This is a genomic window from Pontibacterium granulatum (assembly GCF_029961155.1).
GTDB lineage: Bacteria > Pseudomonadota > Gammaproteobacteria > Pseudomonadales > Balneatricaceae > Pontibacterium > Pontibacterium granulatum.
The window spans coordinates 1-25,251 of the sequence record NZ_JASBRH010000009.1; the positions used below are offsets into that span (position 1 = coordinate 1).

General features: G+C 49.2%; 19 protein-coding genes. 10 read left to right on the plus strand and 9 right to left on the minus strand.

What is annotated here, in order from left to right; genetic code table 11:
• Together QKW35_RS10250 and glyA are read right to left on the minus strand one after the other, a co-directional pair.
• Nucleotides 1–809, minus strand: an 809-nt coding sequence (locus QKW35_RS10250) for an FAD-dependent oxidoreductase (RefSeq protein ID WP_282352838.1), incomplete at its 3' end; no start/stop codon positions are given.
• A 58-nt stretch (nt 810–867) separates the two neighbouring features.
• The gene (glyA, locus tag QKW35_RS10255; RefSeq protein WP_282352840.1) at nt 868–2,130 is read right to left on the minus strand and encodes a serine hydroxymethyltransferase; all 1,263 of its coding nucleotides are present in this window, start codon (nt 2,128–2,130) and stop codon (nt 868–870) included.
• A 500-nt stretch (nt 2,131–2,630) separates the two neighbouring features.
• Here glyA and QKW35_RS10260 point away from each other — a divergent pair, with 500 nt between their 5' ends.
• The 4 genes from QKW35_RS10260 (at nt 2,631) to QKW35_RS10275 (ending at nt 10,106) form a co-directional block, all read left to right on the plus strand.
• Nucleotides 2,631–3,506, plus strand: a complete 876-nt coding sequence (locus QKW35_RS10260) for a DMT family transporter (RefSeq protein WP_282352842.1) — start codon at nt 2,631–2,633, stop codon at nt 3,504–3,506.
• A gap of 1,116 nt (nt 3,507–4,622) precedes the next feature.
• Nucleotides 4,623–5,675, plus strand: a complete 1,053-nt coding sequence (locus QKW35_RS10265; protein WP_282352844.1) for a GGDEF domain-containing protein — start codon at nt 4,623–4,625, stop codon at nt 5,673–5,675.
• Between the two features lie 160 nt (nt 5,676–5,835).
• Nucleotides 5,836–8,712, plus strand: coding sequence for a bifunctional diguanylate cyclase/phosphodiesterase (locus tag QKW35_RS10270; RefSeq protein ID WP_282352846.1), 2,877 nt, complete (start codon nt 5,836–5,838; stop codon nt 8,710–8,712).
• A gap of 191 nt (nt 8,713–8,903) precedes the next feature.
• On the plus strand, nt 8,904–10,106 hold the full coding sequence (locus QKW35_RS10275) for a M24 family metallopeptidase (RefSeq protein WP_282352848.1): 1,203 nt from the start codon (nt 8,904–8,906) through the stop codon (nt 10,104–10,106).
• A gap of 64 nt (nt 10,107–10,170) precedes the next feature.
• On the opposite strand, the gene QKW35_RS10280 is transcribed toward QKW35_RS10275, so the two are convergent.
• From QKW35_RS10280 to QKW35_RS10290, 3 genes are all read right to left on the minus strand, one after another.
• Entirely contained in the window at nt 10,171–11,439 is a 1,269-nt protein-coding gene (locus tag QKW35_RS10280; RefSeq protein WP_282352850.1) for a Coenzyme F420 hydrogenase/dehydrogenase, beta subunit C-terminal domain, read from the minus strand.
• Between the two features lie 142 nt (nt 11,440–11,581).
• Nucleotides 11,582–12,055: a peroxiredoxin gene (locus QKW35_RS10285; RefSeq protein ID WP_282352852.1), complete on the minus strand. Its 474-nt coding sequence runs from the start codon at nt 12,053–12,055 to the stop codon at nt 11,582–11,584.
• A 98-nt stretch (nt 12,056–12,153) separates the two neighbouring features.
• Nucleotides 12,154–13,053 carry a DMT family transporter gene (locus QKW35_RS10290; RefSeq protein WP_282352853.1) on the minus strand — a complete coding sequence of 300 codons (900 nt, stop codon included), beginning with the start codon at nt 13,051–13,053 and terminating at the stop codon, nt 12,154–12,156.
• Between the two features lie 498 nt (nt 13,054–13,551).
• On the opposite strand from QKW35_RS10290, the gene QKW35_RS10295 reads away from it, so the two are divergent.
• The 6 genes from QKW35_RS10295 to QKW35_RS10320 all read left to right on the plus strand — a co-directional run bounded on the left by QKW35_RS10295 (nt 13,552) and on the right by QKW35_RS10320 (nt 19,705).
• A complete protein-coding gene (locus tag QKW35_RS10295; protein ID WP_282352855.1) occupies nt 13,552–13,914 on the plus strand; it encodes a DMT family transporter in 363 nt (120 codons plus the stop codon).
• Nucleotides 13,892–14,842, plus strand: coding sequence for a 2-hydroxyacid dehydrogenase (locus QKW35_RS10300; RefSeq protein ID WP_282352857.1), 951 nt, complete (start codon nt 13,892–13,894; stop codon nt 14,840–14,842). Before QKW35_RS10295 ends, QKW35_RS10300 begins: the two co-directional genes overlap by 23 nt.
• Nucleotides 14,843–15,050: 208 nt before the next feature.
• Nucleotides 15,051–15,797, plus strand: coding sequence for a class II aldolase/adducin family protein (locus QKW35_RS10305; protein WP_282352859.1), 747 nt, complete (start codon nt 15,051–15,053; stop codon nt 15,795–15,797).
• A gap of 86 nt (nt 15,798–15,883) precedes the next feature.
• Nucleotides 15,884–16,777 (plus strand): NAD(P)-dependent oxidoreductase, encoded by an 894-nt coding sequence (locus tag QKW35_RS10310; protein ID WP_282352861.1) that lies wholly within the window; start codon nt 15,884–15,886, stop codon nt 16,775–16,777.
• A gap of 212 nt (nt 16,778–16,989) precedes the next feature.
• Nucleotides 16,990–18,549, plus strand: a complete 1,560-nt coding sequence (locus QKW35_RS10315; RefSeq protein ID WP_282352862.1) for a BCCT family transporter — start codon at nt 16,990–16,992, stop codon at nt 18,547–18,549.
• A gap of 292 nt (nt 18,550–18,841) precedes the next feature.
• Nucleotides 18,842–19,705, plus strand: coding sequence for a LysR family transcriptional regulator (locus tag QKW35_RS10320; protein ID WP_282352863.1), 864 nt, complete (start codon nt 18,842–18,844; stop codon nt 19,703–19,705).
• Between the two features lie 395 nt (nt 19,706–20,100).
• Here QKW35_RS10320 and QKW35_RS10325 read toward each other — a convergent pair whose 3' ends face one another.
• From QKW35_RS10325 to QKW35_RS10340, 4 genes are read right to left on the minus strand one after another with little or no spacing between them, the layout of a single operon-like run.
• Nucleotides 20,101–21,294, minus strand: a complete 1,194-nt coding sequence (locus tag QKW35_RS10325) for a response regulator (protein ID WP_282352864.1) — start codon at nt 21,292–21,294, stop codon at nt 20,101–20,103.
• The gene (locus tag QKW35_RS10330; protein WP_282352865.1) at nt 21,287–21,733 is read right to left on the minus strand and encodes a response regulator; all 447 of its coding nucleotides are present in this window, start codon (nt 21,731–21,733) and stop codon (nt 21,287–21,289) included. The genes QKW35_RS10325 and QKW35_RS10330 overlap by 8 nt, the downstream gene beginning before the upstream one ends.
• 9 nt (nt 21,734–21,742) lie before the next feature.
• Entirely contained in the window at nt 21,743–23,335 is a 1,593-nt protein-coding gene (locus QKW35_RS10335; protein ID WP_282352866.1) for a hypothetical protein, read from the minus strand.
• Nucleotides 23,323–25,122: a hypothetical protein gene (locus tag QKW35_RS10340; protein ID WP_282352867.1), complete on the minus strand. Its 1,800-nt coding sequence runs from the start codon at nt 25,120–25,122 to the stop codon at nt 23,323–23,325. The genes QKW35_RS10335 and QKW35_RS10340 overlap by 13 nt, the downstream gene beginning before the upstream one ends.
• Between the last annotated feature and the right edge of the window lie 129 nt (nt 25,123–25,251).

Consider the following 25,251-nt stretch of genomic DNA (forward strand, 5'->3'; position numbering starts at 1 on the left):
GGTTTGATCGGCTCGGATACCAGTGCCTGCAGCGGGTGGGATTCCAGCGGCAGTTCGAAACCGGCCATCTTCGCAACCACACCGGAGTTACCCGCAACGACAGAACCTACGCGGTCTGCCATGATGTCGCCGTAACGATTGGTTTTAACGCCAACAATGGTGCCATCTTCGATGATCAGGTCGGTTACTTCAGTTTTCTGGATCAGGTCTACGCCGTGTGCGTCAGCACCACGTGCGAAACCCCAGGCTACCGCATCGTGACGCGCAACACCGGCGCGAGGCTGCCAGGATGCACCCAGGATCGGGTAACGGGTGTTCTCGGAGCAATCCATGTGAGGAACCAGTTCCTGCACACCTTTTGTATCCAGCACTTCACCGTCGATACCGTTCAGACGGTTAGCGTTTACACGACGCTCGATGTCACGCATATCCTGCAGCGTGTGCCCCAGGTTCAGTACACCACGCTGGGAGAACATTACGTTGTAGTTCAGGTCCTGTGACAGGCCTTCCCACAGCTTCATCGCGTGCTCGTACAGGTGAGCGGCTTCGTCCCACAGGTAGTTGGAACGTACGATGGTGGTGTTACGTGCGGTGTTACCACCACCCAGGTACCCTTTTTCGATGACCGCTACATTGGTCACACCAAATTCTTTCGCCAGGTAGTAGGCTGTTGCCAGACCGTGACCGCCGCCACCGATGATGATGACATCGTACTTCTTCTTCGGCGTAGGGTTACGCCAGGCGCGCTGCCAGTTTTCGTGATGGCTAAGACTGTGCTTGAACAGTCCGAAACCTGAATAATGCTGCATCGTATCAGCTCCCGTTAAATGGGCGGTCAGTCGTGCCGACCGCCTCAGTTCTGTTCAATTAGCGGTAAACAGGGTAGTCAGCGCACAGCGCTTTAACCTGTTCTTTAACTTCAGCGATCTTCGCTTCCAGCGCTTCCGGCTCGCTCAGTACGTCCAGCAGGTCAGCGATCCAGCCCGCCAGAGTACGGCACTGCTCTTCTTTGAAACCACGGGTGGTCACAACCGGAGAACCGATACGCAGACCAGAGGTGACGAATGGAGACTGTGGATCGTTAGGCACCGCGTTCTTGTTCACGGTGATGTTCGCGCGGCCCAGGGCAGCGTCTGCATCTTTACCGGTCAGACCCTGCTTGATCAGGCTCAGCAGGAACAGGTGGTTTTTGGTGCCGCCGGAAACGATCTCGAAGCCACGTTCGATCAGCACTTCAGCCATCGCGTTAGCGTTCTTAACAACCTGTGCCTGGTACTCTTTGAATTCAGGCTGCAGCGCTTCCTGGAAAGCTACTGCTTTCGCAGCGATCACGTGCATCAGAGGACCACCCTGACCGCCTGGGAATACTGCAGAGTTGATCTTCTTCTCCAGTGCGTTGTCGCGGGAGATGATCAGACCACCACGTGGACCACGCAGAGTCTTGTGAGTCGTGGTAGTAACAACATCTGCGAACGGTACCGGGTTCGGGTACAGGCCCGCTGCGACCAGACCGGCAACGTGTGCCATATCAACAAACAGGTATGCGCCTACTTTGTCTGCGATCTCGCGGAAACGCGCCCAGTCAACGATCTGGGAGTAAGCAGAGAAGCCTGCCACGATCATTTTTGGCTTGTGTTCAACAGCCAGCGCTTCAACCTGATCGTAATCGATCTCACCGGTTTCTTCGTTCAGACCGTACTGTACCGCGTTGTAGATCTTGCCGGAGAAGTTAACGTGAGAACCGTGAGTCAGGTGACCACCGTGCGCCAGGCTCATACCCAGCACAGTGTCGCCTGGTTCACACAGAGACATATATACAGCTGCGTTCGCCTGGGAGCCGGAGTGTGGCTGAACGTTGGCGTACTCAGCACCAAACAGTTCTTTCGCGCGGTCGATCGCCAGCTGTTCAGCTACATCGACATATTCACAACCGCCGTAGTATCGCTTTTCAGGGTAACCCTCAGCGTATTTGTTGGTCAGCACGGAACCCTGCGCCTGCATAACGCGCGGGCTGGTGTAGTTTTCGGAGGCGATCAGCTCGATGTGCTCTTCCTGACGCTTTGCTTCCTGCTCCATTACCACCCACAGGGCATCATCGAAACCTTGGATCTGATCATTCTTATTAAACATTTGCACCTCCTCACCCGACTAATCGGTGAGTTCTTCAAATCAGTTTTTAATTGTTGTTGTCCTGGCTTTCTCTCTACTACTTATGAGGGAAAGTAATCAGGCCGGGAGGTAAACGCTGAACGGTGTTACTGGCTAGGAACCCTACACGGGCGTGCTAAACAACTCCCACGCAATCGATAGTATCGGGTCTCAGGGAGGCGGCTATGCTCGAATACGTCTTGGTAATATCAATTTACGACAGGCGGTCTATTTAGTATGCGACACAACCCCTGATCCACCCCGCACCGCCGCTGCCAGCGCCATTGCTGGCGTGTAGCGACACACAACAACTCAATTGCGACGTTACAGATTAAATATGCACACCTATGCAGAGCTGTTTTCTGTATGCGTCATCTTTTTGCGCAACTCCGCACTCCATGCGACATATGCAAAACAATCCATTGCTCGTTATAAGAAGCAGAGGTAGCGTCCATTTTTTCAATCTTATTGCGTATAGCACCATGACCACGAATACAGCCACCGTTGATAACGACTACCTGAAAGGATTCACCCTGGTTCTGCTCTCTGCCATTGGCTACGGACTGCAACCGTTATTTACCCACGTTGCCTACAGCGACGGCGCCAGCCCCGTGGGCTTATTGGTGCTGCGCTTCCTGGCAGCCTCTTCGATGATGTTTGTCTGGTTAAAGCTGCGGGGCTTTGAGATGCCACCGCTGAAACACAACCTGCAATACCTGCTGGTTGGAATCGGATACTCCGGTGCGGCGCTGGGTTACTACAGTGCCAGCCACAGTACCTCGGTCAGCCTGGCGGTTATTCTGATGTTCTCCTTCCCCGCATTTGTGGTTCTGTTTTCCATTGGGGTACTTAAGGAGAAAGCCACACCACTGAAGCTGGTCAGTGTCGCATTGGCAATTGGCGGGGTTATTGTGGCGGTCGGCCTGGATATTCAGGGTGATAGTACCGGTGTGCTTTGGGCGTTGTTCGCGGCGTTTGCGTACGGCTCGGCTATATTGTACGGCACCCATAAAGCCAGCCCGCTGTATCCAGCGCAGTCAGCCTGCATGGTATTGATCGGATGCTTCCTGGGTGCGGTAGCGGTCAGCTCGGTGCAACCGACACATTGGCCACAAACGGATGCGGGGTGGTTGTCGGTGGTAGGACTGGCATTGTTCGCAACCATCTTCCCGATCGCGACGTTTATAGCGGGTGCGCCTAAGATTGGCGCATCTAATGCGTCCACCATCTCCACCATGGAACCGGTCGTAGCGGTTGCAATCGCCCTGCTATTGATTGGAGAGCCACTGAATACAGCCACAATGATTGGTGGCGGGATGGTTATTCTTGCTGTGGTCTTGTTATCACGCTCTAAATAAGCAGTCATTCAACACGACCAGTTAATATTAATAGCCACCTGAATAAACCATTTTCCCTTCGAAAAGTTCGTGCAATAAAAAAGGCCACCCAAATGGGTGGCCAAGCACATCCTTCACTGATGGATCGATATAGATCAATTCAAATACTAGCCGTTGTTTTCAAGGTTTAGTTTCCTAAATACGCTACCAGCATTTTTATTTACGACAATGCCAAACTTCTGAATTCTAAACTCCCCACCGTTCCCTCCTCGTTCCCACGCTCTGCGTGGGAACGCATATAATCCGTGCCTTCCAAGGATTCCCACACAAAGCATGAGAACCCGAAGTTGCCAGTATTCACCAACCTCCAGCCTATTCCAGGCAAAAAAAAGCCACCCATGGCGAAGGGTGGCGAAAAAAGACCCGTAATATACGAGGGATTGGAGCGAGGCAAGCTCCTCAGACTAATTGGACGATTTAGTCTGTAGTCGCCAAAGCAATGCAGTAATATGCAAGTGCCATCAACGGTTGAGCGCGAATAATCCATTATTCAGTCAAAGTTTCCGGTAACGTCAAATAAGGCAGGGCGTCCCCGCTTAAATATGGCGTTCACTTCGACTGAAGTTAGATTATCCCAACATGCCTTTACGGCATTATCTAAATACGACTCTCTTTTTCCTAAAAGAGTAATTTTTGACCTTTTTTCTATTTACTTTGCAAAGATCGCCGTGAACAGGCAGCAACGCCCGCTAACGCACCTCACTTTTGTTTGAATTCTCTGTCTAACCTGCGACAAGGTACGGCGCCTGTAACAAAGCCAGTAACACTCGCCTCCGAACCATGTGACACCTGTACATACCTCGTTATCGATAATTTTTTCTTTAACGTCAGCCTGCTAAAACCTAAAAAATATCACTGATTTCCAGCAACTTATAAGGCAAACAAACATTCAAGAACTATACTTCATTGAACAGTTTTCAGGGATAGTGAGTACGGGACCATGCCTCAACAGGTGCAGGAAAACAGCCTAAACATCTATATTCTTGGCTTCGTTTTCATCTTTGGCGCATTCATATTTGTGTTTGAATATGGTTACCAGCGCTTTTTCATGCTGCAGAACGCTTTTGCCGAGGGGCGATGCACAACAACGACATCCAGCAAAACGCCGCTATGGACATGCGTGTATCCGTGCGTGAGCGTGCCATTTTGCTGTGGCAAATGACACTGCTGGACGATCAAATAAAGCGTGACGCGCTATATCAACGTTTCTACGCACATGGCAGCGCCTTTCTCAAAGCCCGTGCCCAGCTATTAGACACGGACCTGACCCCGCAAGAGCTTGAAGTCATTGATCGGTTGAATTACGAAGCGGCCACCCGTACCTCGGAATTGAAGTCCTTCGCTGAGAAACTAATGACCAGCAACCACAGCTCTACAGCCATGCTCAACACAGCACTGTCCGATCAGATCATTGTGGCCAACCTTCTAGACAAACTGATTGAGATGCAACGCACACAGAATGAGCACTACCGAGAGCAATCTTCTCAGGCACAAACTCAGCTCTTCGGTCGCGTGTTGATTTACATGGTGATCATTGTCGTAGCGGGTTTTGTCTTTGCTGGCTACGTAATTTTCACCTCCGCCAAACAGCGCCGATTATTGGAAGCCGCCAACACGGAACTACAACATGTCGCCACTCACGATCACCTGACAGGTTTGCCCAATCGCGTGTATCTCACCCATCAGATCGAACGGGTTATGTCGTCAGTAAAACGTAAGAATAGCGTTGCGGCGGTGCTATTTATCGATCTAGACAACTTCAAGCCGGTCAACGACCAGCACGGCCATGAAATGGGAGACCGTTGCCTGACACTGTTAGCCGCCAGGATCAAGGACAACGTACGCGGCTCTGATATGGCGGGACGCCTGGGCGGCGACGAATTCGTAGTCGTCTTAAGTGAGCTTGATAAAGCAGACCAAGCTGAAATCGTGGCGCAAAAGCTGATCAACAAGCTCAGCGAAACAGTTTGGATCGACGATAAGGAACTTCATCTGTCAGCGAGCATCGGCATATCTTTAATCACTCGAGACACCCGGAGTGCGGAAGCAGCGCTGACCGCGGCCGATAAGGCGATGTACATTGCAAAAGAAACCGGCAAAAACCAACTGTGCGTTTTTGATGCACAGTGATATCAAACACCTCTGAATATTAGAAACATACAGTCAGCCCCCTCTCTGCAGAGGGTTTAATTGATGCATATCAGCTTCCATCATTACCAACGCATCTGTCACTTCCCAACGCATCAGCGACTGCTACTATGGCCCCTGATTCAAACATGGATACCGCTGTATGGGTAATCTAAAAGCCAACCGTCTTATCATCTACCTGATCTGGGGTGTTATCAGCCTGCTGTCTGGCATTGTTCTTGTCATTTACGGCTATTCTGTTTACTCGGAACAAACACGTTTCGAGCAATACCTGCAACAGTTTGAAGACGACATCGTTTCTCAGCAGAAAGCCCGGCTGCAACAAGAAACCGAAAGTGCTGCACGCCGCATCGAAAACGCCTACCTCTCCGCCAAAGACCGTCTGAAAGCGCTGTCCCGTAACGAAGTAGAGAAAGCCATTGCGCAGATTCAGCACCTGCACAAAACCTATGGTGAACAGATGAATGAGCAGGAGCTAAAAGCCTTTATTCGTGAAAGCTTACGCCCAATCCGCTTCTTTGATGGCCGTGGCTATCTGTTTATTGATGAGATGGATGGTACGTCGGTGCTGCTACCTCCGGCACCTGGTTTTGAAGGCCACTCCTTCCTGGCAGACGAGCAATCCAACAGCTACAGCGTCATGATGAAGATCCTCGCTGTCAGTAACTCGCTGGAGCGTAATGGGTTCATCGACTACGAATGGAATATGCCCGATAACAAGCAACGAACCCACACCAAAATCAGCTACGTTGCACTGTACGAACCGTTCAATTGGGTTATCGGTGCCGGTGATTACATCCATACCTTCCGCCAGGGTATAGAGAAACAGATCCAAGAGGATATCGACGCCATCCGCTTTGGCCGCGATGGCTATATCGCAATTGTAAGTGCTGACGGAACGATTCTGAAAAGTGCCAGCGCCCGCCATCTAGAGGGCATCCACCACGCCAATATGTCCACCATAAATGGCGACGCAATCCGCCTGATCGTCGAGTCCGCAAACGAAGGGGCTCAGTTCATTTCGTATAACTGGTACCGACCAGACAGCAACAGCATTGAAGAGAAGCTCTCCTACGTGAAGCCCCTGCCCTTTAACGGATGGGTACTGGTAGCCGGCGTGTATCGGAACACCCTGACCGAACTTATCAACGAAAAACGGCAGGAACTGGACAACCAGCTCAATAGCAGCTTGATCAATCTGGCTGTCGCGTTTCTGATAATAGGTGGGCTGAGTCTGACGTCCACTTACCTCTTCACTAGCTGGTTGAGCAGACGCTTTAGCGCAACGCATTCAATAATGAAGAAGCGCCAACAGCTACTGAAGCGCCGCACCGAATTGCTGGAACTTAATGAACGTATTGTGGAAAGTGCATCGGAAGGACTGATCGTCACCGACAGGGACGCGAAGATCATCCACGTCAACCGTGCGTTTACCGAGATTACCGGCTATACCCGAGATGAGATGCTTGGCAGTACACCCGCCAAGCTCTCATCAGGTGTACAGAAGGCTCAGTTCTACCAGCAGCTATGGCAAACCCTGGTTGAAACCGGCAGTTGGGCGGGCGAAATCATCAACCGGCGCAAAGACGGCTCGATGTACCCCCAGTGGCTGTCGATCAATACCTTCTATGGCAAAAACGGCGACGTACTCAATTACATAGCAACCTTCAGCGACATCACGGAGCAGAAGGCAGATCGGGCAAAACTGAGCTACCTGTCCGATTACGACCCACTAACCGACCTTCCTAACAAGCGGGTTATGCTGGAACGCCTCAACCAGGCACTGGCACACATCGAACGTCATAAAGGCGAGCAAACAGCAATCCTGTGTATCGACCTGGACCACTTTAAGCGCATTAACGACTCGCTGGGTCATAAATGCGGTGACAAGGTGATCATAGAGATTGCGCGGCGTATTAAAGGCTCGTTACGGGAAGTGGATACACTGAGCCGGATATCCGGCGATGAATTTGTTGTTGTGCTCGACCCTGCCTACAAAATCTCCGTTGTCGTCACGCAGATCGCCTTTCGAATGATCGAAGCAATCTCTCAGGTAATAGATCTGCCGGAAGCGGACGTACTGCTGACAGCCAGCATAGGTATCGCGATTGCACCTCAGGATGGCGTCAGCTGCGAAGAACTGACTAAACATGCGGATATCGCCCTGCATCACGCGAAGAAATGTGGCCGCAACAACTTCCAGTTCTTCAAGGGAGAAATGAACGAAACGGTTGTTCAACGCATGCAGATCGAAAACCAGCTCAACGTTGCGATCAACAACCGCGAGTTCGAACTGTATTATCAACCTCAACACCGTTCATCCGATCGCCGCATGTCGAGTGTTGAAGCACTGATTCGATGGCAACAACGGGATGGCACGCTTGTCTCCCCCGACCAGTTTATTCCCGTCTCCGAAGAAACCGGCCAGATTATCGAGATTGGCAAGTGGGTTTTGGACGAAGCCTGCCGCCAAGCGGCTCAATGGCTCGCGCACGGCATCGTACTGCCGGTATCTATAAACATCTCACCCGTGCAGATCAGATCCAAATCGTTTATCACCGATGTAAAACGCGCCCTGGCACGCTACAGCCTCGATCCACACCTGATCGTACTGGAAGTGACCGAAACCGCCTTGATCGGAGACGAAGAGCACGTGATCGAAAACCTGAATGCAATCTCGGCACTGGGTGTACCGATCTCGCTGGATGACTTCGGAACCGGCTATTCCAGCCTATCGCTGCTGAAAAAGATGCCGGTCTCCGAAGTAAAAATAGACCGTAGTTTCGTGAATGGCGTGCCAACGGATACGGAGAACGCCAGCATCATCTCCTCTATCATTTCTGTGGCTCACAACATGAGCCTTGAGGTTGTAGCGGAAGGTGTAGAAAACGAAGAACAGATGGTTTTCCTGACGGTGCTGAACTGCAACAAGATCCAGGGATACTATTTCTCTCCTGCTGTGCCAGCCGCTCAGTTGGAAGCGTTATACCTCAACAAACACGCAGACGCCGTAACCTGAATTCAGGTTCCTGCACCAAAATCCAGAGGATTGCTCCTCTGGATTCCCCCTCTCCTGGTCACCAACCACATATACAATCGAAGATCCCGATGGCTGCCTCCTAGATCTTCGTTTGTCGCCTGCCCTGCCCTCAGCGCAAACTCTCCCCATCAAACAATCACTGCATACAACAAGAACAAACAGGAGCCATCATGATTGAGTTGATTCCAGACGCAGGCATCAGCCAACAACGCCTTGATGCGATGTACAACTACCGGCTTGAGCGTATCCGCGCCGTAATGGCCGAACACAACATCTCACTGAGTATTCTGACCAGCCCGGTCAACCTGCGTTATGCGGTTAATTTCGATGAATACCTGATGTTCCAGTCGCACATTCCAACGGCGCACCTGTTCATTCCACTTGAAGGCCCTGTCACCCTCTTCGGTGCAAGCCAGCGTCACCACGCCAACGTGGATAGCTACCAGGGCTCCCGTTTCGCAACACCTTTTGATGGCGGACTGGATCTATCGCGACAATCCCAGCGCATCGTTGCAGATATCGAGCGCTTTATTCGCGACCACCAGCTCCACAACGCGGGTAGCCGGATCGCGTTGGAGCGCTTCTCACCGCTGATCAGCCAGCAATTGGTCAGCAAGGGCTACCGCCTGACCGATGGAGAAGCCCTGATCGAACAAGCGAAACTGATCAAACACCCCACTGAAATTGACTGCATTCGTCACTCAATCGCGGTTGCCGAGCTCGGCATTCATAAAATGCACACCGCGCTGCAACCGGGCATCACCGAAAACCAGCTCTGGTCCGTTATCCATCAAGTGAATATTGCCCACGGCGGTGACTGGATCGAAGGCAAGATGCTCGCCTCCGGTCAACGCACCAATCCATGGCTGCAGGAAGCGACGTCGAAGGTCATCGAAGCCGGTGATATGGTTGCCTTTGATACCGATATGATCGGTCCCCAGGGATATCTGGCGGACATCTCCCGCTCCTGGATCTGCGGCGGAGGTCGCGGTACCGCCGAGCAGCGCGATGCTTACCAGCATGCTTACGATGAGATTCACCACAATATGGAGTTGATCCGTCCTGGCGTAAGCTTTTCTGAACTATCTGAAATAGCCTTTGCACGGAAGAAAGAATATCGGGAGCAACGTTATGTGTGTGCCTTCCACGGTGCAGGTATGTCCGATGAACATCCAAAGATTTACTACGGCGAAGATTGGCAAGGCAACGGCTACGATGGCGTGCTTGAAGAGAATATGGTGATCTGTGTCGAAAGCTATTCCGGTGTCAAAGGTGGCCGGGATGGGGTGAAACTGGAAGAGATGGTTCGCGTCACCGCAAACGGGTACGAGAAACTCTCTACGTACCCGTATGAAGAATCATTGCTGAAATAACCCGTTACGTCTTAATCGCTGAGAAAAAGAGATATACGCCCCGGAAAACCACCGGGGCGTTTCTTTATACCGGTGTAGGCTCCTCACTATCCCCGGCCCGGAAGCGACGCCTCGTACCGTCTCGCTGGCGCTTCAGAAAGTCTTCGTCCATCGTGTCGGCGATCTGTGCCAGCCGATGACCTTTACAACGGATACCCAAACCGCCCTCTTCCACCAGCCCTTCGATACGTGCCATTCCTGCCTGCTTTTTGAGCACCTGATGAGGCTGGAAGAAATCCATATCGCGTGGGGTGATCTCATCGCCGGTTTCGATAAAGCCTGCCTCTACCGCCGCGTTCATCAGGTCATTACCACTGCTGGTGCGCACAATGACCGCGTTACTACCCGGATCATCTTTTTCCGTCGCTGAATCCACCTGGCAGTCTGGCCAGCTGTCCGCAGCCGCGATATCAGCACCTTCGCCAATACCGTTCGGGCAGATCTTGCAACGAAACGGGATCGACCAGTTGGTTTCGCCCTCTCCCCAGAAATCGTTGTAGCTGCGGAAGAACACTTCGCCTTGGGCATTCTCAATTTCAACCGGTCCAGGGCAACCATTCCCGCGATAGCGAATACGCGCCAGATCTTTACGCGGTACCCCCGCCTGTTCCAGAAAACCGTTGAAGCTATCTGGAGTGAGATAGCCACCACACACAATCGCCAGCTTGTAGCGCACCAGTTCGTCTACACGGGGATCAATACGGGCATAGTTGTTGAGGGCGGATACATCGCAGGGTTTACCGATGAAAGCGAAGGCTTGGCCACGGTCAAGCAACGGGCCGATATCCAGCAACGGCGCAGCAGGCCCGTAACGGGAACCGGAAGCTTCAATCACATCGGCGTTGGTGAAACTCAGGTGGCGCTCACCAAAGGCAGGTTCTGAGTCGGAGGCTTTCACATGCAGGATAAAATCAACGTCGCCGCTGGCAACCAGATATTGCGCCAATCCGGTCATCACACCACCGGTGGATGCTTTGAAACGAACATCGGGCTGAGCAGTCCAGGCCATCACATTGCGGACATTGCGTCCCCAGATCAGATCCTCCGACGCGCTCGCATCGGCGGGCAGGTGCTGACTGACATTGATACCGGGACAGACCTGATAGATCGTATCGACCGTTTCGTCGCTCAGATCACCCACCACAACCGGTCGCTTGTACCCGGTTGCCTGCGTACGTATCTGGATGGAATCTTCACCGGCAACGGACTGACACAAGCCACAACCGGTGCACATCCCCTCTTCAACAATCCGGTAAAGCCGGTCTTTGGCGGCGCTTCGGCATCGGTCTAACATCACTTACACCTCACAGCAGAACATCTGGATTCATGGTTATTGTGAATTCAGTGTCGACCTCATGGCGCAAATGACCAAACTAACTTTTCGCAGGCGGAGATCAGATTTTTCGATCCGACTTCCCCGCCTGCGATAGGTTGAATTACAGCGTTGCCAAAATCGCTTCGGCAGCGGTTTTTTCCAAGCCTTTCTCATCCACAGCCAGCGTTTTCACAACACCGTTTTCCACCACCATGGCAAAACGCTTAGAGCGCAGGCCCATATGGAAGTTATGGAAGTCCGCTTCCAAACCCAACGCAGTCGCAAACTCACCATTGCCATCAGCAACCATCAAAATCTGATCCGCATTGCTTGCCTTACCCCAGGCATCCATTACGAAGGCATCGTTCACTGCCATACAGATAATCCGATCAACGCCCTTCGCCAGGATCTCATCGGCTTTAACCACATAGCCCGGCAGATGCGCGGCTGAACAGGTTGGGGTAAACGCCCCAGGTACTGCAAACAAAACAATCTTCTGATCAGCAAACAGTGCGGTGGAACTTACATTTTCCGGTCCCTTTTCACCCATGGTCTGGACCGTTACTTCAGGAATGGAATCACCCACTTGAATCATGTTCGTTACCCTCTTTAAATGACCGTGCACCTGTTGGCAATTAGATTACCTCAAAGGATGCATCTCAGTTCCTTGTAGCCCGTGCTTACCAACCGACCTTAAACATCTTTCGGACGCCGGTTTTGCCCCTGCAGAATCACATAGAGCCCACTCCCGGTGATGATCGCCGAACCGATCAATGTCGGCAGATCAGGGATCTCAGCAAACAACAGCACACCAAATACTGTAGCAAAGACCAGCAGACTGTAGTTAAAAGGTTGTAAAACTGAGGCCGGTGCATGCTCCAGTGCTTTGACCAGTAACAGGTGCCCAAATATGCCGGTGACTGATAAGACGGCCATCATCAGCCACTCATCTGAACTGGGTTCGCGCCACTCAGGAATGCCAAACAACGTGGAAGATGCACACCCTAGCAACGCCATATACAGCATGTTGGTGTTGAAGCTGTCTCCCGCCGCACTCACAAATCGGGTGATCAGGTTGTAGAAGGCAAAACACACTGCGGCAGACAGGGCGATGAAAGCCTCAGGTTTGAACACCTCCAGTCCGGGCCGCAAGATAATCAAGGTGCCGACGAATCCCGCAGCCACCGCCAGCCAGCGGCGTAAACCGACCTTCTCTCCCAACATGGGCGACGCCAGCGCTATTGCAATCAGCGGGAACACGGCGAGCAACGCATGGGCTTCAGCCAAGCCCAGGTAACGTAACGACAGGTTGAAGATGGCGATCTCTGCCACGGATAACAGCGAACGTGCTATCTGCAGGCCCGGTTTCCGAGTATGTAATGCACGCCGTAAACCACCACGCCAGGCAACCCAACCGATGGCAAAGAGTGCAAACACCCAATAGCGCACCATCACAAACTGGGCGACCGCCATATCCTGCACCAATACTTTAGTGATGGAATCCTGCACTGCAAAGATAAACATCGATCCCAGGCAAAGACTGATCCCGAGCGTATGGGTTTGCGTAGCGACCGCCTGATTCTGACTGTTCATCCAGCCACTCCTTCCTGATAAGTAGCGTAGGTTGGCCTTCGCAAGGCGAAGCCCAACAATCATGGGCAATGTTGAGTCGATGTGTTGGACATCGCTCCGCGATGGCCAACCTACAACCGGGTCTGACTGTTCATGCCACTAGGTTCTGCAGATAAAAAAGGCCCCTGAGCTGGGGCCAAATTTAAGACACCACGTCTTAAATACCATGGAGTAGTTCTCCCAAAAGGCTCTGAGCTTTTTAGGAAATCACTACAGCCCAAACGCTAGTCGGATCAGAACCTTTACTCAAACTAATAGTTTTTAGAAAGATCTTAAAAAATATTTATACCTAAATCCCTACATCCACGCTGACGGCACCAGCCGCCTGAAAGCCTCACGCCACGGGGCTTTCAGAGCCACCAAAAAAACCGATACCCCCCTCCAATTTTTTCCGTTTTACAGCTTTTCACTGAAGTTCGATATTGAAAGCCAGTTGGTTTTCACAGTGAGGGTTTCGACATGACGGGCTGGTCTCTGTTGATGTTGGGCATCGTATTTGAAGTGGCAGGCACCTTTTGCCTGAAGCTATCTAACGGCTTCAGCAATGTCACGGCTTCGGTGCTCTGTTTTGCGTTCTTTGCAGTCGCACTCAGCCTGATCACCCTCAGCGCGAAAACCCTCGACGTAAGCATCGTATACGCGGTGTGGTCCGGTGTCGGCATTGTGCTGATCACTCTGTTGGGCGTTCTGTTCTTTCAGGAAGCCATCAGCCCTGGCCGCATCGGTTTTATCGTCCTGATCCTTGTTGGTGTGCTGGGTCTGCACCACGAAAGCAATCCTGAGCAACCGGAGACTGAGCATGTCCATACTTCTCAACAATAACGGCTACGACAACCAGACATGGTACGAGCAACTCACCATGCTGCTGCCCGAGAAAACCGTTTACCGGTATGACCAGCTCAGCTCTGTAGACATGGTGGCAGACGAGATCGAATACGCCGTGATCTGGAACCACCCTGCGGGCGATCTGCAGTGTTACCCCAATCTGAAAGGCATTCTGTTGTTGGGTGCAGGTACCGAACATATCGATCAGGACCTAACCGTACCGGACCTACCCATCGTGCGGCTGGTTGATCCCGAAGTATTAAAAGACATGGCGCTCTACACCCTCTATTGGGTGATGAACCTGCATCGCCAATATGACACCTACCGCGAGCAGCAGAGCCAGCGTGTCTGGCAGCGTCACGACATCTGCGCCCCCCAGGACTACAAGGTTACCGTGCTGGGCCTGGGTGCCGTAGGTAAAGAGGTTGCCAATCGACTGCAACTGAACGGCTTCAACGTATCCGGCTGGGATCGCTTTGAACAGCAGCTGGATGGGGTGACCTGTTACGCAGGCCCTGACCAGTTAGGTGCATCTCTGCAATCAACCGATGTTCTGGTGAACTGCCTGCCGGTTACCCCCGACACCATCGGTTTTATCGACAGCACACTGCTGAATCAGCTGCCGCAATCTGCCGCGCTGATCAATATCAGCCGTGGCGACGTGATCCGCGATGTGGATCTGCTGGCGGCACTGGACCGTGGCCAACTGAGTCACGCGGTTCTGGACGCCTTCAGCATCGAGCCGCTGCCCGAGTATTCCCGTTTCTGGCGTCACCCCAACGTGACCGTAACGCCACACATGTCGGGTGCGACTTATGCCCGCTCGGCGGCACGACTGATCGCCGACAACATATTACGCATCGAAAACGGCGAGGAACCGTTTCCGCTGCATCAACACCCTGCCCGGATCGCTGCCTCGGCATAAGCGAACCAATCCGGACACCGATTAACCCGGCGGGTTAATCGCTTGATGCATGGACGCATCAACATTGGCCATAGGCCAATGCGAGCTCAATAAAAACAAGCAGTTCCGCGTAACTGCGCCCGTTTTTATTGGGCGACGGAAAAATAGGAAGGGAACCTATTTTTCCGCCGGGTTAATAGCAACATAAAAACAATAGAGAGATGAAAAGATGACAACCACACAAGAGCTAACACTGGAACAGCAGCAGGAACAGGTTCGTATCGATCTGGCAGCGATGTTCCGCCTGACCCATCTGTTTGGCTGGGATGACACCATCTGGAACCACATCACCGCACGTGTGCCGGGTTCCGATCACCACTTCTATATGCACCGCTTCGGTCTGAACTACGAAGAGGTCACCGCGTCCAACCTGATCAAGGTGGACGAAGAAGGCAACGTACTGGAAGGTCCAAGTGATGTGAATACCGCCGGTTTCATCATCCACGGTGCAATCCACCTGAGCGACAGCCACCGCAACAACAAGTTTGTATTCCACGCGCACCCTAAATCCTGCACCGCAGCCACCGCATTCAAAGAGCTGCCATTCCTGGTTCAGGACTCCTCCATGCTGTACGGCAAGGTTGGTTTCCACGATTGGGAAGGTCTGTCTGTAGACCCTGAAGAACGTTTCCGTATCGCTGAAAACATGGGCGAAAACAGCTGCCTGATCATGCGCAACCACGGTTTCCTGACCGTAGGTGAAACCGCAGGCGAGTGCTTCATGAACATGTACTACCTGATCCGTACCTGCGAAGTGGCTCTGCAAGCGACTTCGTCCGGCTACGAGCTGGAACACGGCGACCCGGCACTGTGGGAACTGGCTGCCAAGCAGTATGAGTCCTTCCCTCCGGGCAAATACGAATGGCCAGGACTGCTGCGCAAATGTGACCGCGCAGACCCGTCCTACAAGTTCTGATCCATTCGCCATCAGATCAGTACGCCGGCAGCACCACTAAAGCAAGGCTGCCGGCCTTACCCAACATATAAGAACGGATAACAAAAATGAAAATCGGTTTTATTGGCCTGGGCAATATGGGTTCAGGCATGGCTGCGAACCTGCTCGATTACTGCAAATCTCAGGGTGACGAACTGCTGGTACTGGACCTGAACCAGACCGTGGTGGATCAATTCATCGCTAACGGCGCGTCTGCGGGCGGCTCCGTTAAGAACATCGCTCAACGCTGTGAAGTGATCTTCACCTCCCTGCCAAGTTCTGTGCAGGTAAATCAGGTGGCCTTTGGCGAAGACGGCATTCTGGAAAATGCACTTCCGGGCGCAACCTGGTTTGAAACCAGCACCAACGAACTGGCGGAGTGGGAAAAGGTACGCGAAGCCGCACCGGCAGGCATGACGCTGATCGATGCGCCGGTAACCGGCGGTTCCGAAGGCGCAGCCGCAGGCACCCTGACCATGCTGTTGGGCGTCGAAGAAGAAACTCTGGCGAAGTTCGCACCTATGCTGGACGCGTTCACCAAGAAAGCGGTACGCATGGGGCCTGCAGGTGCAGGCTATGTAACCAAGCTGTCCCAGCTGCACCTGAACTACCTGGTGGCAATGGGTATCGGTGAAGCACTGATGATGGGTGCTAAAGCAGATCTGGACCTCAATGTCCTGCACAACGTATTGCAGAACAGCTGCGCGCAGAGCTACGTGGTCGACAACTACATCCCGAAAGTGCTGGATGGCAGCTATGACCGCTCCTTCGCATTGGGTCTGGCAACCAAAGACATGCGCCTGATCACCGAACTGGGCAGCCACCTGGGTATCGATATGACGCTGGCAAACAGCGTATACGACAACTACAAAGTTGCGACCGACAAATACGGCGCGGAAGTCCCTCACCTGAGCGTGCTCAAGCTGATCGAAGAGAAATCCGACCAGCTCCTACGCACCTAACAGACAACTGCCACACAGCCTGCATCACCCCGGTGCGGGCCGTTTTAAGACAAGAACCCTCTGTCCCTCTCACAGGCCGGTTGGCTTTATTCCCGACCCGGCCTGTCTTTTTGATTGAACTAAACTTATAGTTCTAACGTTTTGTGCGGATGCACACGGTTCTTATAACCTATTATAAAAACTATAAATCCATCAGGGAGTTACGTAGTAACATGTCAAATGCTGATAAACCAGCGCCTCTTTCAACGACAACGGATTACCAGATAGGACAAGACAACATCCAGCCATTTGGTTTGGATATCCATAACTTGGTCTTTCCCGTCTCTGCAGTATGCATCGTTGTATTTGTCGCATTAACCCTAGTCTTTCAGGAACAGGCCGGCACGTTCTTTAACGAACTGCGCCCTTGGCTGACCACCCAGCTTGACTGGTTCTTTGTGGGTAGCATCAACTTCTTCATCCTGTTTTGCCTGTACGTCGCCTTCTCCAAGACCGGTCGCGTAAGAATCGGCGGCCCTGACGCCAAACCAGAATTCAGCTATCCAGGTTGGCTGGCGATGCTGTTCTCTGCCGGTATCGGTATCGGCCTGATGTTCTTTGGTGTGCTTGAGCCGGTTACGCATATGCTCAACCCACCACTGGGTATATCACCCGATGCCCCTGAAGCAGCACGCCTTGGTATCGCCGCGGCAACCTTCCACTGGGGTATGAGTGCCTGGGCGGTGTACGCGGTTGTTGGCTTGGCGTTAGCGTACTTCAGTTTTAACCACGGGCTGCCACTAACACTGCGCTCAGCATTCTTCCCTCTGCTGGGTGACCGCGTATGGGGCTTTACCGGTCACGTAATCGATATCCTGGCGGTCTTTGCCACAATCTTTGGTTTGGCAACCTCGCTGGGTTACGGCGCCGAGCAGATCGCCGCGGGCCTGAACGAACTGTTCGAGATCTCCCCGTCCAATATCGTAAAGGTTGTTCTGATCATCGGTATCACGATGATTGCGATCGGTTCCTGTGTAGCGGGTCTCGATTCTGGTGTAAAACGCCTCAGTGAGATCAATATGGTAATGGCGGTTGGCCTGCTGCTGTTCGTACTGTTCAGCGGCCCAACACTGGAACTGCTGAGCAAGTTTATAATCGGGCTGGGCGACTATCTGATGTACAGCTTCCCACTGTCCAACCCTGTAGGACGAGAAGACACCGGCTTCTATCATGGCTGGACTACATTCTACTGGGCATGGTGGATCGCGTGGTCTCCATTCGTGGGCATGTTTATCGCCCGCATCAGTAAAGGCCGCACCGTACGCGAATTCATCGTCTGTGTACTGATCGTGCCAACGCTCTTCTGTCTGCTGTGGATGACCGTATTTGGTGGCGCAGCAATCGAGCAGATGGCAGGCGGCTACGACGGTGTGCGTGAAGCCGTAAACAACTGGCAGCCTGAAGTGGTGCTTTACCGCCTGCTGGCTGAACTACCGATGAGCTTTATCGTATCGTTTATCTCCCTGCTGCTGATCGTGATCTTCTTCGTAACCTCGTCTGACAGTGGTTCTCTGGTAATCGATACGATCACCGCGGGTGGTATCCTGAACCCACCACTGCCACAACGCATCTTCTGGTGCTCGTTTGAAGGTCTGGTAGCGATCGCACTGCTGCTGGGTGGTGGCCTGGGATCGCTGCAAGCGGCAACCGTGTCCACCGGTTTCCCGTTCTGTATCGTACTGTTGCTGATGTGTCTGAGCCTGTACAAAGGCCTGAGGCACGAACGGGTGTAACCTGAGAACGTGATAAACAAAGCCCGCTTTCTTAATGATCGCGGGCTTTTTTGTTTTCATATTTCGGAATACCGTCTCCCCCTGTTTTAGGATGAACGGATATTAAACGGGCGATAAATTACATCGTACCTGCAAACTACTGTAGCAGCCCTCTCCGAGGGCGACCGCGCTTTGGTGCAGGCTTTGCGGCCTTGTCGCAGTCGGCACCCTAAAGGGCATAAAAGACCGCTGCTACGCGATTCGATGTAAATTACCACCAAGTTGATAACCAGCAAGTGGATAAAAGGCTGTTATGAATATCGAGAACCTGCGCGCCTTCCTGGAAGTCACCGCCACTGGCAGCTTTCAGAAAGCCTCTGAAAACCTGCATATCACCCAGTCCACCGTCAGTGCCCGAATCAAGGCACTGGAAGAACGGCTCAACCGTGAACTGTTCACCCGTAAACGGGACGGCGTTGCGCTGAACAACGGCGGCAAGGCTTTTTATCCCTACGCCCTTTCCGTGGTGAAAACCTGGCAGCAGGCCCAGCAGGAGGTCTCTCTGCCACCGGGTGTAGAAGGCATAGTCAGCCTGGGCATTCCGGTGCATTACTGGAACAAGCTCTACTCTGACTGGCTGGATTGGATGAACGAGAATGCCCCCGGCATCGCCACCCGTATTCAGTCTGACTACTCGGTCTTCCTGCTCAACGAGATGCGAGACGGTCTGCTCGATCTGGCCCTAATTTTTGAACCGATGCACAGCCCCGGGCTACATATGGAGCCCCTGTTCGAAGAACCGCTGATTTTGGTCTCTACCGAACCACGTACTGTAGGCAGCGGTCATACCGAGGGCTACATCTACATCGACTGGGGCCATCAGTTTCAGGAGCAACACAACCACGAATACCCGGATGTGCCCCACCACCGTATTACCCTGGCACTGGAATACCAGGCTTTGGAACAGATGCTGGAGCGTGGTGGATCAGCCTACCTCGCCCACTCCACGGTGCAGAAGTATTTGGAGGAAGGGAAACTGTTTCGGGTAGAAGGTGCGAGGGAGTTTAAGCTGACGATCTATCTGGCGGTTGCCGATGCACGGCGGAATGATCCCGCCGTACTACAGGCAATTGAAGGGTTAAGGGCTACGCGATTTGTTGGGGAGTATGGGGTGTGATGTGCGTTTCAGCGTGGAATATTAACATATCTAGGCCTCCCCCTCCGTGCCACGCGTAAACTGGATTATAGAAGTTGTCTACTAGTGTTGGTTAGCTAGACCAACCAATGATGGAATAATTGGTTACCAAAGAAATGTTTAGACATTCCAATAATGGATTACCTTTTGAACAACTGGCACGAACTTTCCAGCCTTGTTAGCGCGACATGGAACGGACATAAATGCCTTAATACAAAAGAAAATTATATTTATTCAACACTCTCTATAATTCGAACACGCTTCAAGTAATCTTGGAATTTTTCTTGTTACCTTTTAGAGAAAAATAGTTCGAACAAAAAAGAAAGGGAGAGTAACACCCTCCCATTGAACATCCGACCTAAATTCTGTACTAGTTACTAATTCCAGTCATAAACATACCAGCATATAAAAAGCAAAATCAACGGAGCATAAGCAGCCTTAAACACACCAAATAACTTTGCAAAATTATCTAAAGCCTTGTCTAACAAGGAGTAATCCCCATCAAAAGCGACAGCTTTTAATGAATGATCAGAATCAAGAAGCGGCATCCAATATTCATCAATAAACCCAGAATCCTTACAAAAAAAACTACTATGCCCACCTGAAAAAAACCTATTAACGAAATTATCATCAGACAAAGTACTAAAACCAACCTTCCCGTCCATCCCTGTACCAGGAACAAACGCCATACTTGCTAAAAGTGCTTTATCGTGAACCGCACAGTCGTTAACAATCCTAATACCCTTGCAGTTTCTGAGCTGACTAAAGTCATGATCCTGTTTAAGAACACTACCACTCAATACAACAAGATCAATATGCTGGAGCAAATGTTCATCAAATGACTCCAATGCATTAATCAGAACATAAGTACCAAAGCTATGGGAAAAGCAAACAATTCTTTTAGAGCTATTTTGTTCAATCCAACGCTTAAGGTCGCGTCTAAACCTCGAAACAATGGCATCTCTAAGAATTGGCATCAAAAAGCTAAAAACATCAAATCTTGTATATTTAAAGCTAAGATGAGATACGTCTTTATCACAATATTCTGAATCAATTTTGCAATAAAGATCCTCCTGCCAACTTCCAAACGTGAGAATTCCGTGGACAGTCACAACAGCCAGCTCTCTTTCCTGTGTTTCCACTGAGTCGAGCGAACTAAATGAATAACGTGCTTGGCTTACTGCCTTAGTTAGCCAAGAAAAGTCGCCCGACCTTGAATGGTAAAGTTTAAAACCTAAGTTTTCAAACTCCAACTCCATGGCTGATGTATCTTTTTCAAGAGCTGTATAACCTATAACTCGTAATGGCTTTTTTAGAATTCTACCTTTAGATATCTCGCGTAATATCTTAGCACCAGCATCATCAAGAATATCCTTTTCCCCTTGATACACTGGAAGCGCCATATCTAGGAATAAGACAGGGTAGTAGCATCTTTTCAATGCACGCCGAGCTTCTTGGTAGCTTGCGACAATATCAACATCAATTTTCATTGAATCAAATGAAGTCAAAAGCCTTTGGTGTAGCTTAGAGCTTCTTGAAATGTCATCATCTACGATCAAAATCTTATTCATAACGCCTAATTACTTCTCCTAACTCGTCTTTCCATTCGAATCCAGCGTGTTCGTAGAATATACACCCCAGATACATATCCTTATATTCATCTTTAGCAATTCTATCGATATCCTCAATCCCTCCCAATGCAGGATTATCTGTAAAGGATTTATACTGTGTCAAAAAAAGAAAATCGACATTAATTTTTCTTCTCTTGATCTGCCTGGCAATATCTAATCCGCCATAAGCTCTAAACTCACCACCTGACTGACCATTATTATCAAAAGTAGGCAAGCTCATATCTAGAATAGTTAAGTCGTAGTCGTTCTTAATCATATTCTTGATCGCCGACGAATAAGATCGACATAAATCAACTGTAGCAGTTTCAAATCGCTCCCGTATAAATTCCACTACTCGCTCACTCTTATATTCTCCGTCCTCTACAAGCAAAATATTCATATAGACTCCTTACATTGCCTTTGATATACACATTTTTTGACTAAAAACATTTTCGTCAACAGAAACAGAAAACTGAGCATTCTGACAGAAATCGATTAAATATCTGTATGTCTTGTACAGCCCTGTTCCTCCTTCTGTAGTGAGTAATTCATGATTATCGTCTACACTAAAAGTAGGTACTTTATCCAATATTTTCTTTCTATTTATCTCTCTTAGCTTATCCACAGAGACAAAATTTGAAACAACGATTTCGATATCCCGACCATCATCTGAGATCTGAGGTACAACCTTAAAGCCAGTATTCTTGCAGCCATGATTGATTGCATTTTGATATGACGTTACTAGAGACCTTACTAGTCCTACCATTTCATTTTTATTCAATGAACAGTCAGAATCTACTCCTTCAAAGTCTATAGCAATCTCTCTTGGGTCGTAAATTCCCCGAACATTCTCAATGGAAATCTTTAAAGCATAATCCAAAGAAATGCTTGTATAATGATCATTTCCTGGCTTAACAAACCAGCCTTCGATCAAAGATAACTCTTCAATAACCTTATTTTTTGCGAGAAATATTTCTTCTCTAAGAATGTTAAGTTCGATCTTCGCTGGGTTACTCTTAAGGCGAAGTACTAACTCATCAAAAAGCTTATTGAATTTTGGCTTTAGGTCTTTATTTATAAGAGATCTCATGACCCTGAAACAGGTGTCTAGTTGCTGCCATACAAAATCCTCACACAAAGTAAAGAATTCTTCTGGAGTATTCGCGGGTGAAGTAAACTCCCTAAACTCCTCTAGTTTTCCAGAACTATACGACAAGTTGAATGCAACGCTTCTGTTTGTTGCGTCTCGAGTAGCAACAGGCCAACCATTAGCGAGATCAATTAGTTCATCAACCTTTGTAGAAAACCAAGCAAGTTGCTCATCAACAAAATCTAGAAAATCTTCTTGAGCTGCTAGCGCATACTGATTCCGCCAATAACTATTTGACTCATAAGAATTCTCATCTACTTTTACAGTAACTAAGTTAGATGCTTCTAGAACACTTCTTATCTGGTTGGGCAAAACACCATGCCTAATTTCCGAGCTCAAATACCTTACTAGACCATGGTCTCCATCGAATACGAAATCTTCTAAGACGCTATCGTACACGGTTCCAATCAGAAACTGCTTTATTTCATCCTCTGAGATTTCCTCACCTGAATCATTTACAAAATTAGCTAAGTCAGATTCTGAAATCCCATCCAAAAAACCTAGATATTCAAGGTAGGCCCCATAATCTTTAAGCTTTGATTTTTTAATACCATCTGAATCTATAGTTATTTTGTTGGTAACACTATGAGATGACACATTATCTAAAAGTAGTTCTTCATAAATCTTCTGTTCCTCTGAGTTTAGAGCTTCGTCTCCCTCTCCTTTTCTAGTCTTTAAAAAATCTATAACTTTCAACCTTTCAAACAGGAGCTTTTGTTTGGTGTCAATTTCAACTAGTATCCCCATGATCTCTGGCGTACATATTGATTCCAAAAAGAAACTCTTCTCCTGATCTAAATCACCCCAAATAGAATCAAGCTCACTAGGCTTATCCACACCTACAGAAAGCACATAGTCTTCAAAAATTCAGAGGTAGCCTCTTTAGATGAAAAATCGTTAAGCCGAAAATTAAAGTAATAACAGATCAGAGCAGAAATCTCGCCCTCATACCTTTCCCTATCACCACTTATAATTGACGACATTTTTCTCAAAGGATAAAGAACACTATCTTTTATGCTATTTATGCATCCTTCTGAAACTCTATTAATCACCTCCATATAACTACCAACACAAATCTTCGAGTTTGCCCAAAGATACATATATTCCGAAGCTAGGATATCCTTAACGCTAACCAACCCAGAAAGAATAGCATCAACTTTTTGAGAATCTGGCGTACTTTTCGACAACTCCACCTCTAAGTCATATCGTAACTTTCGACTTTCACTTAGGTTTTCGTAGTCCACTACACTCAATGTAGACGATATTACATTGCGTTCTGATCCTTCATCACCGTTTAATGCAAATGAATAGTATTTTGGAGTAAGATCAAACTCACTAAACCCTAATGTTTTACAGGACGAACTAAGAGTATCTTGGTCAACAAAAGGATATGCTGTAAAGCACAACGGCCGAAGGGAAAAGATAAAGTCAAAACACAACCATCTAAAGCAAAAATTCTCTAAAGTGCTTTTTGACATTTGATAGCTTTGTGTTGATATTAAAAGACTGCATAGTGTTGTCGCTATCTGTTGATGAACACCACAAATTGCCACATCTTCATCGTCATCGTCGAGCTCATCCTGGCGACCAAGGTAAATTAAAGCTCTAGAGTAGATATCCATAACTGAAAAATCCCGTGGATTTTCCACAAGTGCAGCCTCACAGCATTTCACTACCCTCTCATAATCTCCTGATGAGTAGAGTTGAATAATTTTTCTGAGGCGAGAATCCACTCGTATGCATATTCCTCCGCTTCTTGCATCACTGATATGTGTCCAGGATGTATCCGTTAGATAACCGCAGACTGCCTCACTAAATTCAAACAGCAGCCGTTCCCACTCGTAAGAAAAATCTCCTTTAACATCGAGATATGCAACCGATACTCTCTTATATATGAACAGTCTATCAACCGGGCTCAATTTCTGAGAAAGGTATAGCAGTTCTTCTACTGAAATATCTTTATCCTTATCTCTTGGCAACAAATATAAAGATAGTAAGTCGGCATAACGCTCACTCCCATTACTTCTAAACTCCTTAAGCAAATTACCTAACACTTGGTTCTTAAAAGCCTCAGGGCTTTTTGCAGTATGTTTACTATATATTACATGTGCAACATGCGAGATATCGCTATCATTGAATGACTCTTTAAATCGATCAAGCTCTTCCAATTTTTTGAATCTATTATAAATACTCATTCGAGCATCTATAGCCCAAATACTACTTCCACAAAGGCTATCAATCCGATCAACCAAACTCAAAGACTGCTCATAATCACCTATAATCAAAGCGCTTTCTAACTTGCACTTAAGATCATAGAACGTATTTATGTCTGCAGCATGATCCTTTACGAATTGTTCAAACAATTTGATCTGAAATCTCAACGGAAGATCATATTGATTTTCACGATCTATAAACAGATCAGATTTAATACCCTTAAGATTAAGAGAGGAAGTTATTATTCTATTCCTATAACAAACCCTAGAAAAGTATGCGACTGAATCTTCAGAAACGTCACTTAATGCATGAATTATTCTTGAAACCAGGATGATTTTGGGAGTTTTCTTTACACGAAACCCCTGCGTTATTTTCTTAGCAAGAAACAAATAGAAATGAGCACCGCGAGCTTTCGTTCCTTTCATTATTTTATTTCCCTATAGTATCCGTTACGGTAATAAGAATAGACACTCAAACCGCACCAAGGATTCATGTAAAATTCAGTGGATATTTTTTAATCACTATAGAACACACAAAATAAAAGAAAGGTAGAT

What these genes read in the sequence shown, in the direction of transcription:
- QKW35_RS10340 (WP_282352867.1), bottom strand. Translation starts at nt 25,122, where the DNA reads ATGAAAGGAACGAAAGCTCGCGGTGCTCATTTCTATTTGTTTCTTGCT.
- QKW35_RS10275 (WP_282352848.1), top strand. Translation starts at nt 8,904, where the DNA reads ATGATTGAGTTGATTCCAGACGCAGGCATCAGCCAACAACGCCTTGAT.
- QKW35_RS10260 (WP_282352842.1), top strand. Translation starts at nt 2,631, where the DNA reads ATGACCACGAATACAGCCACCGTTGATAACGACTACCTGAAAGGATTC.
- QKW35_RS10315 (WP_282352862.1), top strand. Translation starts at nt 16,990, where the DNA reads ATGTCAAATGCTGATAAACCAGCGCCTCTTTCAACGACAACGGATTAC.
- QKW35_RS10270 (WP_282352846.1), top strand. Translation starts at nt 5,836, where the DNA reads ATGGGTAATCTAAAAGCCAACCGTCTTATCATCTACCTGATCTGGGGT.
- glyA (WP_282352840.1), bottom strand. Translation starts at nt 2,130, where the DNA reads ATGTTTAATAAGAATGATCAGATCCAAGGTTTCGATGATGCCCTGTGG.
- QKW35_RS10285 (WP_282352852.1), bottom strand. Translation starts at nt 12,055, where the DNA reads ATGATTCAAGTGGGTGATTCCATTCCTGAAGTAACGGTCCAGACCATG.
- QKW35_RS10310 (WP_282352861.1), top strand. Translation starts at nt 15,884, where the DNA reads ATGAAAATCGGTTTTATTGGCCTGGGCAATATGGGTTCAGGCATGGCT.
- QKW35_RS10295 (WP_282352855.1), top strand. Translation starts at nt 13,552, where the DNA reads ATGACGGGCTGGTCTCTGTTGATGTTGGGCATCGTATTTGAAGTGGCA.
- QKW35_RS10290 (WP_282352853.1), bottom strand. Translation starts at nt 13,053, where the DNA reads ATGAACAGTCAGAATCAGGCGGTCGCTACGCAAACCCATACGCTCGGG.
- QKW35_RS10305 (WP_282352859.1), top strand. Translation starts at nt 15,051, where the DNA reads ATGACAACCACACAAGAGCTAACACTGGAACAGCAGCAGGAACAGGTT.
- QKW35_RS10320 (WP_282352863.1), top strand. Translation starts at nt 18,842, where the DNA reads ATGAATATCGAGAACCTGCGCGCCTTCCTGGAAGTCACCGCCACTGGC.
- QKW35_RS10265 (WP_282352844.1), top strand. Translation starts at nt 4,623, where the DNA reads ATGCACAACAACGACATCCAGCAAAACGCCGCTATGGACATGCGTGTA.
- QKW35_RS10330 (WP_282352865.1), bottom strand. Translation starts at nt 21,733, where the DNA reads ATGAATATTTTGCTTGTAGAGGACGGAGAATATAAGAGTGAGCGAGTA.
- QKW35_RS10325 (WP_282352864.1), bottom strand. Translation starts at nt 21,294, where the DNA reads ATGAATAAGATTTTGATCGTAGATGATGACATTTCAAGAAGCTCTAAG.
- QKW35_RS10300 (WP_282352857.1), top strand. Translation starts at nt 13,892, where the DNA reads ATGTCCATACTTCTCAACAATAACGGCTACGACAACCAGACATGGTAC.
- QKW35_RS10280 (WP_282352850.1), bottom strand. Translation starts at nt 11,439, where the DNA reads ATGTTAGACCGATGCCGAAGCGCCGCCAAAGACCGGCTTTACCGGATT.